Annotated in this window: 18 protein-coding genes, 1 tRNA gene and 1 pseudogene; 8 read left to right on the forward strand and 12 right to left on the reverse strand. The window is 67.2% G+C overall.

Annotation, left to right across the window (positions count from 1 at the left end; translation table 11 throughout):
- Positions 1-61 precede the first annotated feature (61 nt).
- Positions 62-1,351 carry a tryptophan--tRNA ligase gene (locus tag ACXJKH_RS05080; RefSeq protein WP_457318535.1) on the reverse strand — a complete coding sequence of 430 codons (1,290 nt, stop codon included), beginning with the start codon at positions 1,349-1,351 and terminating at the stop codon, positions 62-64.
- Between the two features lie 109 nt (positions 1,352-1,460).
- On the opposite strand from ACXJKH_RS05080, the gene ACXJKH_RS05085 reads away from it, so the two are divergent.
- Positions 1,461-2,285, forward strand: coding sequence for a hypothetical protein (locus tag ACXJKH_RS05085; protein ID WP_457318536.1), 825 nt, complete (start codon positions 1,461-1,463; stop codon positions 2,283-2,285).
- 103 nt (positions 2,286-2,388) lie between these two features.
- On the opposite strand, the gene ACXJKH_RS05090 is transcribed toward ACXJKH_RS05085, so the two are convergent.
- The 3 genes from ACXJKH_RS05090 to rocF all read right to left on the reverse strand — a co-directional run bounded on the left by ACXJKH_RS05090 (position 2,389) and on the right by rocF (position 4,091).
- Positions 2,389-2,610, reverse strand: coding sequence for a CsbD family protein (locus ACXJKH_RS05090; RefSeq protein ID WP_457318537.1), 222 nt, complete (start codon positions 2,608-2,610; stop codon positions 2,389-2,391).
- A gap of 193 nt (positions 2,611-2,803) precedes the next feature.
- A complete protein-coding gene (locus tag ACXJKH_RS05095) occupies positions 2,804-2,941 on the reverse strand; it encodes an entericidin A/B family lipoprotein (protein WP_038691079.1) in 138 nt (45 codons plus the stop codon).
- Between the two features lie 229 nt (positions 2,942-3,170).
- On the reverse strand, positions 3,171-4,091 hold the full coding sequence (gene rocF / locus ACXJKH_RS05100) for an arginase (protein ID WP_457318538.1): 921 nt from the start codon (positions 4,089-4,091) through the stop codon (positions 3,171-3,173).
- A gap of 322 nt (positions 4,092-4,413) precedes the next feature.
- On the opposite strand from rocF, the gene ACXJKH_RS05105 reads away from it, so the two are divergent.
- The 4 genes from ACXJKH_RS05105 to ACXJKH_RS05120 all read left to right on the forward strand — a co-directional run bounded on the left by ACXJKH_RS05105 (position 4,414) and on the right by ACXJKH_RS05120 (position 6,884).
- A complete protein-coding gene (locus ACXJKH_RS05105; RefSeq protein WP_256775191.1) occupies positions 4,414-4,866 on the forward strand; it encodes a roadblock/LC7 domain-containing protein in 453 nt (150 codons plus the stop codon).
- Positions 4,867-4,940: 74 nt separating this feature from the next.
- Positions 4,941-5,300, forward strand: coding sequence for a roadblock/LC7 domain-containing protein (locus tag ACXJKH_RS05110; protein ID WP_457318539.1), 360 nt, complete (start codon positions 4,941-4,943; stop codon positions 5,298-5,300).
- A gap of 103 nt (positions 5,301-5,403) precedes the next feature.
- Positions 5,404-6,348 carry a hypothetical protein gene (locus tag ACXJKH_RS05115; protein ID WP_457318540.1) on the forward strand — a complete coding sequence of 315 codons (945 nt, stop codon included), beginning with the start codon at positions 5,404-5,406 and terminating at the stop codon, positions 6,346-6,348.
- Complete coding sequence (locus tag ACXJKH_RS05120) at positions 6,345-6,884, forward strand: GTP-binding protein (RefSeq protein WP_457318541.1); 540 nt, start codon at positions 6,345-6,347, stop codon at positions 6,882-6,884. The genes ACXJKH_RS05115 and ACXJKH_RS05120 overlap by 4 nt, the downstream gene beginning before the upstream one ends.
- A gap of 44 nt (positions 6,885-6,928) precedes the next feature.
- Here ACXJKH_RS05120 and ACXJKH_RS05125 read toward each other — a convergent pair.
- From ACXJKH_RS05125 to birA, 4 genes are all read right to left on the reverse strand, one after another.
- A tRNA-Thr gene (locus ACXJKH_RS05125) sits at positions 6,929-7,004 on the reverse strand.
- Between the two features lie 42 nt (positions 7,005-7,046).
- On the reverse strand, positions 7,047-7,889 hold the full coding sequence (locus ACXJKH_RS05130; protein WP_457318542.1) for an SPOR domain-containing protein: 843 nt from the start codon (positions 7,887-7,889) through the stop codon (positions 7,047-7,049).
- Positions 7,890-7,898: 9 nt separating this feature from the next.
- Positions 7,899-8,636 (reverse strand): type III pantothenate kinase, encoded by a 738-nt coding sequence (locus ACXJKH_RS05135; RefSeq protein ID WP_256775196.1) that lies wholly within the window; start codon positions 8,634-8,636, stop codon positions 7,899-7,901.
- Positions 8,633-9,610, reverse strand: coding sequence for a bifunctional biotin--[acetyl-CoA-carboxylase] ligase/biotin operon repressor BirA (gene birA, locus ACXJKH_RS05140; RefSeq protein WP_457318543.1), 978 nt, complete (start codon positions 9,608-9,610; stop codon positions 8,633-8,635). The genes ACXJKH_RS05135 and birA overlap by 4 nt, the downstream gene beginning before the upstream one ends.
- A 116-nt stretch (positions 9,611-9,726) precedes the next feature.
- Between birA and ACXJKH_RS05145 the strand changes: the two genes are divergently transcribed.
- Together ACXJKH_RS05145 and ACXJKH_RS05150 are read left to right on the forward strand one after the other, a co-directional pair.
- The gene (locus ACXJKH_RS05145) at positions 9,727-10,002 is read left to right on the forward strand and encodes a hypothetical protein (RefSeq protein ID WP_457318544.1); all 276 of its coding nucleotides are present in this window, start codon (positions 9,727-9,729) and stop codon (positions 10,000-10,002) included.
- An 8-nt stretch (positions 10,003-10,010) separates the two neighbouring features.
- On the forward strand, positions 10,011-10,802 hold the full coding sequence (locus ACXJKH_RS05150) for a M90 family metallopeptidase (RefSeq protein WP_457318545.1): 792 nt from the start codon (positions 10,011-10,013) through the stop codon (positions 10,800-10,802).
- 42 nt (positions 10,803-10,844) lie between these two features.
- Here the strand turns inward: ACXJKH_RS05150 and ACXJKH_RS05155 are convergent, their stop codons facing one another.
- The 4 genes from ACXJKH_RS05155 to dusA all read right to left on the reverse strand — a co-directional run bounded on the left by ACXJKH_RS05155 (position 10,845) and on the right by dusA (position 14,611).
- Positions 10,845-12,263, reverse strand: coding sequence for an ATP-binding protein (locus ACXJKH_RS05155; RefSeq protein ID WP_457318546.1), 1,419 nt, complete (start codon positions 12,261-12,263; stop codon positions 10,845-10,847).
- 21 nt (positions 12,264-12,284) lie between these two features.
- Positions 12,285-12,968: a response regulator transcription factor gene (locus ACXJKH_RS05160; protein WP_038691087.1), complete on the reverse strand. Its 684-nt coding sequence runs from the start codon at positions 12,966-12,968 to the stop codon at positions 12,285-12,287.
- Positions 12,969-13,040: 72 nt separating this feature from the next.
- Positions 13,041-13,403 carry a hypothetical protein gene (locus ACXJKH_RS05165; RefSeq protein WP_256775201.1) on the reverse strand — a complete coding sequence of 121 codons (363 nt, stop codon included), beginning with the start codon at positions 13,401-13,403 and terminating at the stop codon, positions 13,041-13,043.
- 212 nt (positions 13,404-13,615) lie between these two features.
- A complete protein-coding gene (gene dusA / locus ACXJKH_RS05170; RefSeq protein ID WP_457318547.1) occupies positions 13,616-14,611 on the reverse strand; it encodes a tRNA dihydrouridine(20/20a) synthase DusA in 996 nt (331 codons plus the stop codon).
- A gap of 125 nt (positions 14,612-14,736) precedes the next feature.
- Between dusA and ACXJKH_RS05175 the strand changes: the two are divergent.
- Positions 14,737-15,057: pseudogene (locus ACXJKH_RS05175) on the forward strand (site-specific integrase); the annotation flags it as partial.

Below are 15,057 nucleotides of genomic sequence, written 5' to 3' on the forward strand. Positions count from 1 at the left end.
GCTGGGAGCCGGCCAGCGGCCGGCACTACCGGTGAGGCCGGGGGCCACCCAGGGGCCGCGCTTACCCGCGCAGTTCCTGCAGCGCGGCCAGCACCACGGCCACGTCGGCCTCGATCTTGAACAGCTCGCTCTGCAACCCATCGCCGTGCGCGGTCTGCTTGAGCACACCGATCACCTGCCCGGCATCGCGCGGCGAATCGAAGCCCTCGCTCTGGATCAGCAGGCTGCCATCGCCGGCCAGCAGCTTGAAATAGAAACGGCCGTCCTTCTCGCGGTACTGCTTGAACAGCGGCGGCGCGGCGCGGGCCTCGGTGGCGGCATCACCGGCGATGTTGCCGGCACTGGACAGGTCACGCAGGCCTACCGCATGGCGCAGTTCCTTCAACAGCGGCATCGCATACTGCTCGCGCAGCTGCTGGCCGCGACGGCGCAGCAGCGCCTCGATCTTTTCCGGCTCGGCCATCAGCGCCTCGTAGCGCTCGCGCAGCGGGGTCAGTTCGGCATCGATACGCTCGAACAGCTGCTGCTTGGCATCGCCCCAGCTGATGCCATCGGCGAAGGCCTGCGCGAACGCGGCGGTCTGCTCGGCGCTGGCGAAGGCCTGGTACATCTGGAACAGCGCCGAGCCCTCGGTGGTCTTGGGCTCGCCCGGTGCGCGCGAGTCGGTGAGGATGGCGAATACCAGCTTCTTCAGCTCCGCACGTGGGGCGAACAGCGGAATGGTGTTGTGGTAACTCTTGCTCATCTTGCGACCGTCCAGGCCGGCCAGCGTGGCCACCTGCTCGTCGATCACCACCTCCGGCAGCGGGAAGTACTCCCTGCCGTACACATGGTTGAAGCGCTGGGCGAAATCGCGCGCCATCTCGATGTGCTGGATCTGGTCGCGGCCCACCGGGACGCGGTTGGCCTTGAAGATCAGGATGTCGGCGGCCATCAGCACCGGGTACATGAACAAGCCCGCGCTGATCCCGGCATCTTCGTCCTGCTGCTCCTCGCGGTTCTTGTCCACCGCCGCCTTGTAGGCGTGGGCACGGTTGAGGATGCCCTTGCTGGCGATGGCGGTCAGGAACCACATCAGCTCGGTGGTTTCGGGAATGTCGCTCTGCCGGTAGAACCACACCTTGTCCGCGTCCAGCCCGCACGCCAGCCAGCTGGCGGCGATTTCCAGGGTCGAGCGCTGGGTCCGCTCCGGCTCCTGCGCCTTGATCAGGCTGTGCAGGTCGGCCAGGAAGAAGAAGCTCTCGATGCCCGACGCCTGGCTGGCGGCAATGGCCGGACGGATGGCGCCGACGTAGTTGCCCAGGTGGGGCGTGCCGGAGGGGGTGATGCCGGTAAGAACGCGGGTAGTCATGTGGGGGATCATTACGGACAGGTGAACCGCGCCAGTTTACCTGCCCGGGCGCAACCCCGTTGCAACCCCTGGCGCGTTCAATCCGTTACCCCCATCGCGGAGCCCTGCCATGAAACGCCTGATCCTGCCCCTGTTCGCCGTGCTGGCCCTGTGCGGCTTCCGCCCCGTCCCGGAGTAYGACCGCGGCCCGGTCCACCTGACCGTGCTCGACCGCGACGCCGGCACCACGCTGCCGCAGTACCGCGATGGAGCCCAGCGCTGGATCGCCGGCGAGAAGGGCCACCGYTACAGCGTGCGGCTGCGCAATGGCAGCGCCGAGCGGGTGCTGGTGGTGGTCTCGGTGGATGGCCTTAATGCGATCACCGGCGAGGTGGCCGCACCGGGCCAGACCGGCTACGTGCTCAACCCCTGGCAGACCGCGGACATCAGCGGCTGGCGCAAATCCTCGGACGAAGTGGCGCAGTTCGTGTTCACCTCGCCGCAAGGCAGCTACGCCAGCCGCACCGGCCGCCCGGACAACATCGGGGTAATCGGGATCGCGGTGTTCCGCGAAGCCAACGCCATCGCGCGCGACCTGTCGCCGGCGGTCGAGCGGCGCAGCCTGCCCGCGCTGCGCGGGCGTGTCGACGCGGCTGAAGCCGCTGCCCCGGCGGTCGTCGACAGCGTCACCACGACCGGTTCGGCAATGCGCTCGCCGGCGGCGGAACCCGCCCAACGCCTCGGGACCGGCCACGGCGCGCGCGAAACCTCGCGCGTGCGCGATACCGCCTTCGAACGTGCCAGCGTGGTGCCGGCCCAGCAGGTAGAGGTGCGCTACGACAGCGCGCGCAATCTCGCCGCGCGCGGCATCCTGCCCGTGCCGGTGCAGCAACCCCGCGATGGAACGCCCCGCGCCTTCCCCTCGCAGTACGTGCCCGATCCACCGCGGCGCTGAGCGGCGGTAGACAGCAACGCATACGACACGGGCCGCAGTAGCGGCCCGTGTCGTGTTTCATACCCCCGATGAAGCGGCCGCGTTTACGCGGCGTCCAGCGGCGTCAGTGGAAATCCGGGTAGTCCTTGTGCATGGCTTTTTCGAAGTCCTTGACCTCGGACTCAGCGCGGTCACGCGCCCAGCCATAGCGTTCCTGCAGACGGCCTGCCAGATATTCGGCATTGCCTTCGGCCACCTTGAAATCGTCGTCAGTCAGGTCGCCCCACTTGGYCTGCGCCTTGCCCTTGAGCTGGGTCCACTTGCCGGAAATGATGTCTTTGTTCATGGGTTGGCATCCTTGATTGCAACGGCACCGTCGCCGTGGATACAGACTGCGACAGTCGGCGTTTGGACACGGTCAAGCGCGCATGAAACGGATGCTCACCTGCTTGAATGGACCATGGCTGCCCAGGCAAAACCCGACGCAAAGAAAAAGGCCGGGAAACCCGGCCTTTTTCGTTGACGCCTGATCGAATCGATCAGTTGGTCTTGGCAGCGTCTTCGACCTTCTCGCCAGCCTTCTGCACATCCTTGCCGGCACCGGCAACGGTGTTGCAGCCGGACAGCATGGCCACCGAGAACATCGACAACAGCATCAGTGCAATAACACGCTTCATGGGGTTCTCCTAATTGATCTACGTCGACACCGGAATCCGGTCCCACCTGTCAGATGGGCACGCGCGCGCCCTCGGCGCAGTGCGGCCCTTCTTCCTGATCGCGGTGACGTAGTGGCCGTTTCCGGCACTGCCGCCGCGTGGATGCAATCTGGCGGGAACGGCGTGCAGCGAATGTGAACGCGGCTTGCGATCATTCAGCCACGCGCCGGAAAGCGCCGCGTGGCGAGGATCAATCGCGCATCAATGTGGATTTCCCGAACAGGCTTTCGACCAGGTCCACCGCCAGCACCGCCGTGCTGTTGCGGTTGTCCAGCAGCGGATTCAGCTCGACGATATCCAGTGACCCCATGCGCCCGGTGTCGGCGATCATCTCCATCACCAGCTGCGCCTCGCGGTAGTTCACCCCGCCCGGCACGGTGGTGCCCACGCCCGGGGCGATGCTCGGATCCAGGAAGTCCACATCGAAGCTGACATGCAGGTGGGTGTTGTCATCGATGCCCTGCAGCGCCGCTTCCATGGTGCGCTTCATGCCCGCCTCGTCGATGTAGCGCATGTCGTACACATCCACCTGATGCTGCTTGATCAGGCGCTTCTCTTCCTGGTCCACCGAACGGATGCCGATCTGGTGCACCTGCTGCGGGCGGATCGCCGGGGCGTCGCCGCCCAGCCGGGTCAGCGCGTCCGGGCCCAGCCCGCACAGGCAGGCCACCGGCATGCCGTGCACATTGCCCGACGGGGTCACCTCGCTGGTGTTGAAGTCCGAATGCGCATCCAGCCACAGCACGCGCAGGGTCTTGCCCTGCTCGCGGCACCAGCGCGCCACCGCGGTGATCGAGCCGATGCCCAGGCAATGGTCGCCGCCGAGCATGATCGGCATGCGCCCGGCCTGCAGCTCGGCATAGGTGGCGTCCATCAGTGCGCGGTTCCAGGCCACCACTTCGTCCAGGTGGCGATAGCCCTGCACCGGCGGCGTCCACGGATTACGCGGGCCGTCCAGGTTGCCCACGTCGCGCACGTCCACGCCCCGGGCGGTCAATGCCTCGGCCAGCCCGGCGATGCGCAGGGCGTCCGGCCCCAGGCCCGCGCCGCGATGGCCCGCCCCGATATCGGTGGGAACGCCGATCAGGGAAACCGGGGAATACGTGGCCATGGGGTGCCTCCTGCAAATGCGGAAAAAGAGCCACAGTCTAGCCAGCCCGGCATGGGACGACTCGCGGCGATGCAGCAGTACCGGCAAGCCAGACAGGTTGCCGATGACCGTCGACGGCGCTGCGCGCCACTGAGCGTAGGGCGACGCGGCTGGAATGCCTTGCGCGTCAATGCTTTGACACCCGCGTCGACGCGCACGCGGTTCATCCTGCGTTACCCGTGAAGGCAAAAATACCGTGCTACATTTCACACTTCTTCGCAGTACTGATTGACTAATCCATTACGGATTGGTTCGTGTTTCGTCGTGTGCCAGGGGGCAGTACGTGCAGCGCAGTACCATTCACCAGATTGTCCGCAGTGCCAGCGGCGAGAGCCAGCCGGCCCGACAGTTGTATGACATCGACCGCATCCAGGCCGCATTCGCGCAGGCGCGCGAACGCGAGCGCGGCATTTCCCTGCTGATGCTGTCCACCGCCGATGGCCGCGCCGTGGCCGAGGATTCGGCACTGGACGTGGACGGGCGCCGCCTCGCCGCGATGGCCAACTCGTTCCTCACCCTGGGTGAGACCGTCTCGCGCGAACTGGCGCTGAGCGAAGCCGACTACGCCACCATCTGTACGCGCCAGGGCAACGTGGTGCTGATCCGCATCCAGGGCGACAAGCCGCTGACCCTCACCGCCGTGGGCGCACATGCGCTCAACATGGCCGTGCTGCTGTTCCATGCGCGCGAATGCGCCACCCGTCTTGAAGCCGTGCTGCGCGCTCGCGCCGCCTGATCGTCCTCTTTCTGCAGTGCCTTCGGACGGGTCTTCGGCCTGTCTACCTCTTTGCCTGACTCACAAGGATTTTCATGTCCAATCTCAATCTGGAAAAGCTCAACGCGGTCGCCGGTTTCGTCGGCGCGRCCCTGGTCGACAGTGATAGCGGCATGGCCCTGGCCACCGTCGGCGGCGGCAATATCAACCTGGAACTGGCCGCGGCCGGCAACACCGACGTGGTGCGCACCAAGCGTCGCGTGGCCGAGCAGCTGGGCCTGGCCGACAGCATCGAAGACATCCTGATCAGCCTGGGCACCCAGTACCACCTGATCCGCCCGCTGGAGAGCAACCCGGTGCTGTTCCTGTACGTGATCATGGACCGCGCCAAGGCCAATCTGGCGATGTCGCGGCACGAACTGAAGGCCTTCGAAAAGACCCTGGACTTCAGCTGATCGATGCATGTCCCGTGCGGCGCAGGCCGCGCGGGATCTCCGCGCCGCAGCGTGCCCAAGGCATGCGATGACCGGCCGCTTTGGCACCCCCATGAAAACCCCCATGCGTACCTTCCAGATCGCCTCGATCGGGCTCGATCTGTTGCACCAGACCCGGCTCAAGCTGGCCAGCTCGATGCTGCTCGCCGAGCGCTTGGACGTGGCCCTGCAGGCGTGGTCCGCGCAGACCGTGGACCTGCTGGTGATCGGCCTGGACCATGCCGCCGGCGCCGGTGCGCTTGCCCAGGCGCGTGCGCAGGGCGTACCGACGTTGGTCATCGCGCGCCGCTTCGATGCCAGCGCGCGCGGTGAACTGCCGCACGGCGCCACCGTCCGCGATCTCAACGAACAGCTCTCCACGCTGCTGCTGGCCGCACCGGAGGCGACTGCTTCGGCGCAGGGCACGCCGCTGCTGCTGCAGCTGGCCCAACACGGTGCACCGTCGACCGGCATGCACCTGCTGCAACGCGGTGCGATGACGCTGCTGGTCGACCCGGGCACACGCAGCATCGCCCTGCCCGCGTCCACCACGCTGGCCGAGGTGGCCGCGCAACTGGACGATGCGACCTGGTCGCCGACCGCCATCGATGCGCAGACCTTCCAGCATCAGTACGCGTATCGACTGCCGCAGCGGCATTCGTTCGAAGCGCTGTTTTTCTGCATTGCCCGCCATCGTCCCGAACTGCTGCCCGCAGCGGCCGGGCAGGCCTCGCTGCGGCTGCGCCAATGGCCCGACCTCAATGCCGAGGATGTGCCCGGCCACTGGCTGCTGCCGATCGCGCGCCTGCACGCGCGCCCGTGGCGTGCCAGCGCGTTGGCCGGTGCCTGTGGCATACCGCACGACACCGCCCAGTTGCTCTTTTCGGCCGCCCTTGCCAGTGGCCTTGCCTTGACCGAGGAAGCCCCCGTGACCCGTTCTGAACGCCGCGGCGACACCACCGATTCACGCTTCTTCTCCTGGGTGGCGCGACGCTTCGGCCTCACCTTGTTCCAGGGAGCCGCATCATGAGCCAGCCCGCCAACAAGCTGGTTTTCGTCGGTGGCATGGGCGCGGGCAAGACCACCGCGGTACGCGCGATCTCCGATGTCGAGCCGGTCAGCACCGAAATGCCGCTGAGCGAAGACGCGTACGGTGACAAGGTCGAAACCACGGTGGCGCTGGACTACAGCTCGATCGAGCTGGACGACGGCGAACTGCTGCACATCTACGGGGTGCCCGGCCAACGCTACCTGGATTTCATGTGGCCGATGGTCTGCGAAGGCGCGTTGGGGGTGATCGTGCTGGTCAGCGCGCGCCACCCCGAGCCGATCGCTTCAACGGTGGAACTGCTGAACGAGTTCTCGCGGATCGCGCCGCAGGCCAGCCTGGCGGTGGGCATCACCCGCACCGACGAACATCCCGAGCTGCTGGTGCCCGACGTGCGGCAGGCGCTGTTGGATGCCGGTTTCCGCCTGCCGGTGATGCGCGTGGATGCGCGCTCGGCCACGCAGGTGACGTTCCTGGTGAAGTCGTTGTTGTCGTATCGGTACGCGCAGACGCAGTAACGCTCGCAAGCGGGCCCTGTCGGGCGGAAGGGCGATGCGGGAAATGGTGCCGGCACCCGGATTCGAACTGGGGACCTACCGCTTACAAGGCGGTTGCTCTACCAACTGAGCTATGCCGGCAAAGGCACGGCGAGCGGCATGGGCCGTCGCGGAGCACGAATTCTAGCGCAACCGCGCACAGTCCAGCGAGCGCTGCTGGGCCGCGCCGCTGCGTTGGCGCACCGCACCGGGGTCGGCCTGATCGGCGAGGGTCGCATCCAACCACCACTGCGCGCTGCCATCACCGCCGCTGGCGACCATGCGGGCGTTGAAGCCGGCGGCGCTGAGTGCGGCCATGCGGCGTTCGGCGCCCTCGCGGTTGCGGTACTGGCCCAGGGCGATGGCGTTGGTCTCTTCGCCTTGGGCAATGATGTAGTAATCGCTCACCCCGGCCGCCACGATCCGCTTGACCGTGGCTTGTGCCTCGTCGCGGCTGGCGGCGGCTGGCAGCAGCACCCGGTAGCGGGTAGCCCCGGCATCGGCGATCTCACGCAGGCGGGTACTGCGCAGTGATGCACCGGCCTTGGCCTGCGCGGCCTGGGCGGCGGCACGGTCGGCGAAGGGCCCCAGGCTCACGCATTGCGCCGGCGCGGCGGCGACCGGCGTGGGAGCAGCCGCAGGTGCGACAGCCGGCGCAGGGGTTGGCGGGACCACGGCAGGTGTCGACGTCGGTGCCGGCGCTGCAGTCACGCTGGCGGTCGCCGGCTCGGTGATGGCCGCAGCGGGCGTGGCGACCGGCGCCGGCGCCGGCGTCGGCTCGGGCGTCACATCATCCAATGCCTGGGTTGGCGCGGCCGCCACCCTGGCGGCCGGCGGCGGACTACCGGTGGTCGGCAGCAACTGCAGCTGCGCCACGCCGGTAGTCGGGGCGGGCGCGGCCGGCACCGGGTCGCCACGCAACATCCACCACAACGCCACCCCCAGGTTGAGGATGGCCAGCACGACGATCAGGGCACGGGTCAGCATGCGGGGATCCTACCCTGCGTCCGCAGGCTGGTGCACGGCCCAGCGCGCCAGGCCATCGAGCACCAGCGCCGGCTGGAAGTGCGCATCCACCAGCAGCGGCATCAAGGCCGGTGCGCCACCGCCATGCACCAGCAGTGTCGGCATGCTGCCCAGCAGCTCGGCCGCCTGCAGGCGGCTGCGTTCGATCAATGCCACCGCCGCCCCGTCGCAGCCGGAGGCCAGAGCATCGGCGGTGTCATTGGCGAACTCGCTGTAGTCCCCGCCCGTGGCCGGCAGCTGCACCGCACGCGCATGCAGCGCTTCGCGCATGGTGGTGGGCGAGGCCGCGATGCGGCCGCCGCGATGCAGCCCGTCGGCGTCGAGCAGATCGATGGTCAATGCCGTGCCGACACCGGCCACCACCACCGCTTCGCCACGTTCGGCCACGGCCAGCAGGCCCAGGAAGCGATCCACGCCGAACTTCCCTGGGTCGGCGTAGGCCACCTGCACCCCGGCATAGCGCGCCTGCGTGCGCGCCACCCGAACCTGTTGAAAGCGCCCCTGCAGGATCGCCAGCATGCTGCGCGTCAGGGCGGGCGCGGCAACGCTGGCCACATAGGCCACCCCGCCACTGGGCAGCGCCTGCAGCGCGTCGGCGGGCATTGCTTCGGCACCGTGCGGCCAGGCCTGCACATCGCCGGCACGCGCACCCTGCAACGGTGCGAACTTGAACCGGGAATTGCCCAGGTCGAACAACCAGTCGCTCATTGCGCCCTCACGCTGACTTCGCCGGCATGCACATGCTGCTCCACGCCATCGATTCGCACGCGCAGCGCGCCATCTTCGGCCAGCCCCAGCGCGACGCCTTCGCGCCACTGTCCGCCCTGCTCCACGCGCACGGTCTTGCCCTGCAGCAGGTCCAGTTCGGCATAGCGCGGCAGGAACGGCGCCAGCCCCTGCGCATCGAAGGTTTCCAGCGCCGGCAACAGCCGCGCCAGCACGGCGGCCACCACGGTATTGCGGTCTACCGGCGCGCCGGCCAGGGTGTCCAGGTCGATCCACGGCTGGGCGATCTGCGCCGCCGATGCCGCCGGCATGTGGACGTTGATGCCGATACCGATCACCGCGCGCGCCGGGCCGGCATATTCGCCGCCGCCCTCGGCCAGCAGGCCGACCAGCTTGCGTCCGTCCACCATCAGATCGTTCGGCCACTTCAACCCTGCCTGCACGTAGCCCAGGTCGTGCAGCGCCTCGGCCACCGCGATGCCGGCCACCAGGCTCAGGCCGCTCAGGCGGACCAGGCCACCGGAGAACAGGCGCAGCACCGACAGGTAGACGTTGGCGGCCAGTGGCGAGGCCCAGGTCCGGCCGCGACGGCCACGGCCGCCGGTCTGGCGCTCGGCCAGCAGGACGCGAACGCCCTGTTCAGGCGCGCTGCAGCGCAGCAATTCAGCGTTGGTGGAGTCCACAGTCCAGGCGACCTGCAGCGACTGCAGCAGGGCCTGGGTGACCTTGGGCAAGCCGGCGCGGATGGTCTCCGGTTCCAGCAGGTCCAACGGCCGGGTAAGCCCATAGCCCTCACCGGCGCGCCCTTCGACTTCCACGCCGGCCGCCCTAAGTCCTTGAATCCGCTTCCAAATTGCAGCCCGGGTCTGGCCCAGTTCGCGGGCCAGGGCATCGCCGGACAGGCGTCCGGCGCCCAGTTTGGCCAGCAGTTGGCGGTCGTCCACGGCAGCTTCCATCAGGTGATCGGGAAAATTATGCGGGAAAGCCCGATCCGCTGCCTGCCGGAGGGCTTCCAATCGCGGCGCTGAATCGGGCTAGAATCGAAAGCTGACCCGCCTTCCGGATGTCGACGATGCGCCCGTTCGCCCATTGCCTGATCCTGCTGATGGCCCCCTTGGCCGCGCACGCTTCCGATGCGCTGACCAGCACGGGGCGGGGCGGCTGCGTGTATTCGCCGGCCGAAAGCGAGCGCACCGCGCCTGCAGCCGCACCGGCGGCACGTGCGCCTGCGGCCAAGCCCAGCGCCGCCAGCGGCGGCAGCACGGGTGGCGGCGGCAGCGATGACGACGTGCTGCCGCGCCTGCGCGCGCCGAAGTGGCACAGCTTCCTGCCGGGCATGTTCCGCTGATCGAACGTATGTGGGGCTGGTTGCGGCGCACGCCGCGCGCCATTGATGCAGACCTGTGGCAGCAAAGTTGCCAACGCGCCGCGTGGCTGCGCGGACTGGACGGGGAAYGCCGCGAGCGTCTGCACACCCTGAGTGCGCGCTTCCTGCACGAAAAAACCATCAGCCCGGTCGGCAACCTGCAGTTGGACGAAGGCGACGGCGTACTGCTGGCCGCGTTGTGCTGCCTGCCGTTGCTGGAACTGGGTGAGGTTGGCCTGCGCGGCTGGTCGCAGCTGATCGTCTATCCCGATGCCTTCCGGGTGCAGCGCAGCCATGTCGATGCCGCCGGCGTGCTGCATGAGTGGGATGACGAGCTCATCGGCGAATCCTGGGACAGCGGCCCGCTGATCCTGTCGTGGGCCGATATCCAGGCCGACATCGCCGATCCGCATGCCGGCTACTGCGTGGCCGTGCACGAGATGGCGCACAAGATCGACGCACTGGACGGCGCCATCGATGGCACCCCGCCGCTGCCGCGCGACTGGCAGCGGCAATGGGCCAGGGATTTCCAGACCGCCTACGACGCGTTCTGCGCGCAGGTCGATCGCGGCCGCGACACGTTGATCGATCCGTATGCGGCCGAAGCCCCGGAAGAATTCTTCGCGGTGGTCACCGAGTACCACTTCTCCGCGCCGGATCTGCTGCAGCAGGAGATGCCGACGGTTGCCGCGCATCTGCGCCGTTTCTACGGCGAGCCGCCGGGCCTGGCGGACAACCACCAACCGTCATCCGCTGCCCTGCACGTCACCACGCCCCGGTAGGCATCGACCGTTGGTCGATGCAATGTCCGGAACTGACGGACCTTACGGCCCGGGCGGCAGCTTCACTTCGAAACGCGCACCGCCCAGTTCGGGCGAACGCTTGACCTGCAGTTCGCCACGGTAATCCTTGATCAGGTCCTGCACGATCGACAGGCCGATGCCGTGGCCCTGTACGCGCTCGTCGCCGCGCACGCCACGCTGCAGAACCTTGGCAACGTCCTCCGGGGCAATGCCCGGGCCATCATCATCCACCGACAGCACCAGCCCGGCACGCCGTGCGCCCGGCGCCGGCAACGGCTTGGCGGTGAGCAGCACACGACGGTTGGCCCACTTGAAGGCGTTCTCCAGCAGGTTGCCGAGCAGCTCCTGAAGATCGCCCGGTTCGCCATGGAAGCGCGCGGCTTCATCGATATCGAATTCGCACAGCACGCCCTTGCCGGCGTAGACCTTCTCCAGCCCGCGCACAATCTCTTCGGCGTTGGACTCGATCGGCAGCGGCGCCGAGAACAGCTTGTGGCCCGACGAAGCCGCGCGCGCCAACTGGTAGGACACCAGGTTGTTCATGCGCCGTAGCTGCACGTCGAATTCCTGCCGCAGGTCCTGGTCCTGCGCGCCGCTGTCCAGTTGGGTGCGCAGCACCGCCAGCGGTGTTTTCAGGCTGTGCGCGAGGTCGGCCAGGGTGTTGCGCTGGCGCTCGAGGTTTTCGCGCTCGCTTTCGATGAAGGCGTTGATGCTGTCGGTGAGCGGCTCCAACTCACGCGGGTGGCGCTCGCTCATGCGCGCGGTTTCGCCACGCTGCACCTTGGTCAGTTCGGTGATCACGCGCCGCATCGGGCGCAGGCTCCACTGCAGGATCACGGTCTGCAGCATCAGCAGGATCAGGCCGGCACCGCCCATCCAGAACCAAACGCGGCCACGGAAGACGCGCAGCTGCGCGCCAAGCGCGCGCGAGTCTTCCATCACATAGATGGTGTACGGAAATTCAGTGGTTGGATCGGCTTCGGCATCCCAGACCAGGCCCATGCCATAGCGATACACCGAGCCCTGGCTGCCATCGATCTGGACCATCGGCAGGGGGCCTTCAAACACCTCCCGCAGCGGCGCCAGCAGGCCGGCGCTCGGCAGCATCGGCCCTTCGGCCGACAACGAGTTGCCTTTGCCTTCGGGCATCACGACCTGCAGGTAGAGGCCGCTGCCGGGCATGTCGAAGCGCGGATCCGGTGGCTGCTCGCGGATGTACAGCGAGCGGTCACGGGTGAAGTCGATCCCGGCCGCGTATGCCCGGGCGTAGTTTTTCAGGCGCTCCTGGAGGTTGGCGCGCGCCGTATCGGCGAAGGCCGCATCCAGCGCGTAGCCGGCGATGGCCAGGAACGCGACCAGGCCCACCGAGGCGGCCAGCAACTGGCGCGCCTGCAGGGAGCGCGGCCGCCAGCGTTTGAAGAACCACAGACGGCCTGACATCGTTCAATCGCCCTGCAGGGCTCAGCCCTCGTTGCGCGGAATCGCGAAACGGTAACCGCGGCCACGCACGGTTTCGATCGGCTTGAGTTCGCCATCGGCGTCGAGCTTCTTGCGCAGGCGACCGATGAACACTTCCAGCACGTTGGAATCGCGATCGAAATCCTGCTGATAGATGTGCTCGGTGAGGTCGGCCTTGGAGACCAGTTCACCGGCATGCATCATCAGGTATTCGAGCACCTTGTACTCATAGCTGGTGAGGTCCACGTTGCTGCCGCTGACGCTGACCGTCTGCGCGGCAAGATCCAGCGCGACCGGGCCGCATTCCAGCGTCGGCTTGCTCCAGCCAGCGGCGCGGCGCAGCAGCGCGTTGACGCGGGCCAGCAGTTCTTCGACATGGAACGGCTTGACCAGGTAGTCGTCGGCGCCCTGCTTGAGGCCCTCGACCTTGTCCTGCCAGCTCGAGCGTGCGGTGAGGATCAGCACCGGGAATTTCTTGCCCTCGTCGCGCAGCGCCTTGATCAGTTCCATGCCCGACATCTTCGGCAGGCCCAGATCGATGATGCCCACGTCGAACGGCACTTCGCGGCCCATGTACAGACCTTCCTCACCGTCCTGCGCGGCATCGACGGCAAAGCCTTCGCGCTTGAGCCGGGCTGCCAGTGTTTCCCGCAGCGGGGCTTCGTCTTCGACCAGAAGGATACGCATGAACTCTCCCTAGTGTCCTGGGTATGGCCTGAGGCCAGTGGAATACAGATGATTACGGACAACTATCCCTGTTCAGGGGTTATCGCCGCGTAGTGAAGACATATCCGATCGTGGTGCGCGGGGCTGTGAACGTGCCGGCGCGGGGTCGTCCATGTAGCGGACCCGACCGCGGTCGTCCATGTATTTGACCCGGTTGATGTCGCGACCGTCGTAGGGCACCCGCTCGGCACCCAGGATGTGGCCGCCGGTGGTGCGCTGGACGCGGCGGACCGCATCGGACAGCGACCGTTCCGGCGGTGCGCCCCGGGAGGCCCGGATCATCTCGGCGCGTGCCGGATCATGCTCCTGTGCCGATGCACTGCCGATGGCGGCAGCGGCGCCCGTCGCCAGCAGGGCGAGGACGGCAAGACGGCGGTGGCAGGTCACGGAGAACATCGGTCTGATCCTAGCGGAGCGCGGCTAAACGTTCAAAAGTTGTGAATCGGCAACCGCCAGCATCAGCCGGCGTTTTACAAATCCTTAGCGAATTCTTGGGTTTATGCAGTGAATCCGGTCTGAACTTTTCCGATTGGGCCCCCACTCCGTTCATCTAAGTGAACATTGGCGGCTAAAGTGGGCCCCTTGTCAAGCAGACAAGGTGACGCGGCTCACGCAGCGACGCGTTCGGCCTGGGCRCGGGTGATCGCCAGCGCCTGCTCGATCAGGTCCCAATCGGCGCCAGCGCGATGCGCGCCTTCGCTGAGCACCTGCCGGAACGCCCGGCCGCCCGGCTGGCCGTGGAACAGGCCGAGCAGGTGGCGGGTGATGTGCTTGAGGGCCAGGCCGCGGCCGAGCTGCTCCTCGATGTAGGGACGCATGGCGCGCAGCAGTGCCTCGCGCGGCTGCAGCGCCGCACCGGTCTGGGCCGCCTCGAGCTGATGCAGCACGTAGGGGTCGTGGTAGGCGGCACGGCCCAGCATGACCCCGTCCAGCGCGGGCAGCTGGGCCTGCGCGGCCTCGACCGTGGCCAGACCGCCGTTGAGCACGATCTGCAGCGCCGGGCGGTCGGCCTTGAGCCGGTGCGCCCAGTCGTAGCGCAGCGGCGGCACCTCGCGGTTCTCCTTCGGCGACAAGCCCTTCAACCACGCGTTGCGGGCGTGCACGATGAACATCGCGCTACCGGCGTTGGCAGATTGATCGACGAAGTTGACGAAGGTTTCGTAGTCGTTGTCCTCATCAACACCCAATCGGCACTTGACCGTGACCGGGATGTCGACCGCAGCGACCATGGCCGCCACGCACTGGGCCACCAGCACCGGCTCGCGCATCAGGCAGGCACCGAAGCGCCCGGCCTGGACCCGATCAGAGGGGCAACCGCAGTTGAGATTGACCTCGTCGTAGCCCCAGTCCTGGGCGATGCGCGCCGCCTGCGCGAGGAGGATCGGATCGCTGCCGCCCAGCTGCAGCGCCAGCGGATGCTCGCTGCCGTCGAACCCGAGCAGGCGCTCGCGATCGCCGTGGATCACCGCGTTGGCGTGGACCATCTCGGTGTACAGCCGTGCGCCCGGTGCCAGCAGCCGGTGGAAGTACCGGCAATGGCGGTCGGTCCAGTCCATCATGGGGGCCACGCACAGGCGGATCTGCTCGGAATTCAATGTTTTCATGCACTTAAGACGATATAGGGATACACAGTTACACCCGATTTTTCCCGGTTTTGCCCGGTAATTCCCAATCAGCTGTAGCATTTTTGTGCCAGCGATGGATTGGCACAACATGGAATGGCACAACGATGGCAACGCTGCAAAACCGCAACGGCCGCTGGCGCGCAATGGTGCGCCGCAAGGGCCACAAAGACCAATACCGCACCTTCCCAACCAAAACTGCCGCCAAGACCTGGGCGGAACGCATCGAGCGCGAGCAGGCCGACTACGAGGCTCGCGGCGGTACACCCGGCGAGAACCTGACCATCGATCAGCTGATCGACTGGCGGACCGATGAACTGGCCTCGGTGAAGGCGCTTGGCGCTACCCAAGCAGGCAACCTCAGCCGCATCCGTGAGGGTTTAGGCACCATCGTGGCCCGAAACCTGACGGCCACCGATGTGATCGAG

This window comes from Stenotrophomonas sp. P5_B8 (assembly GCF_054049855.1).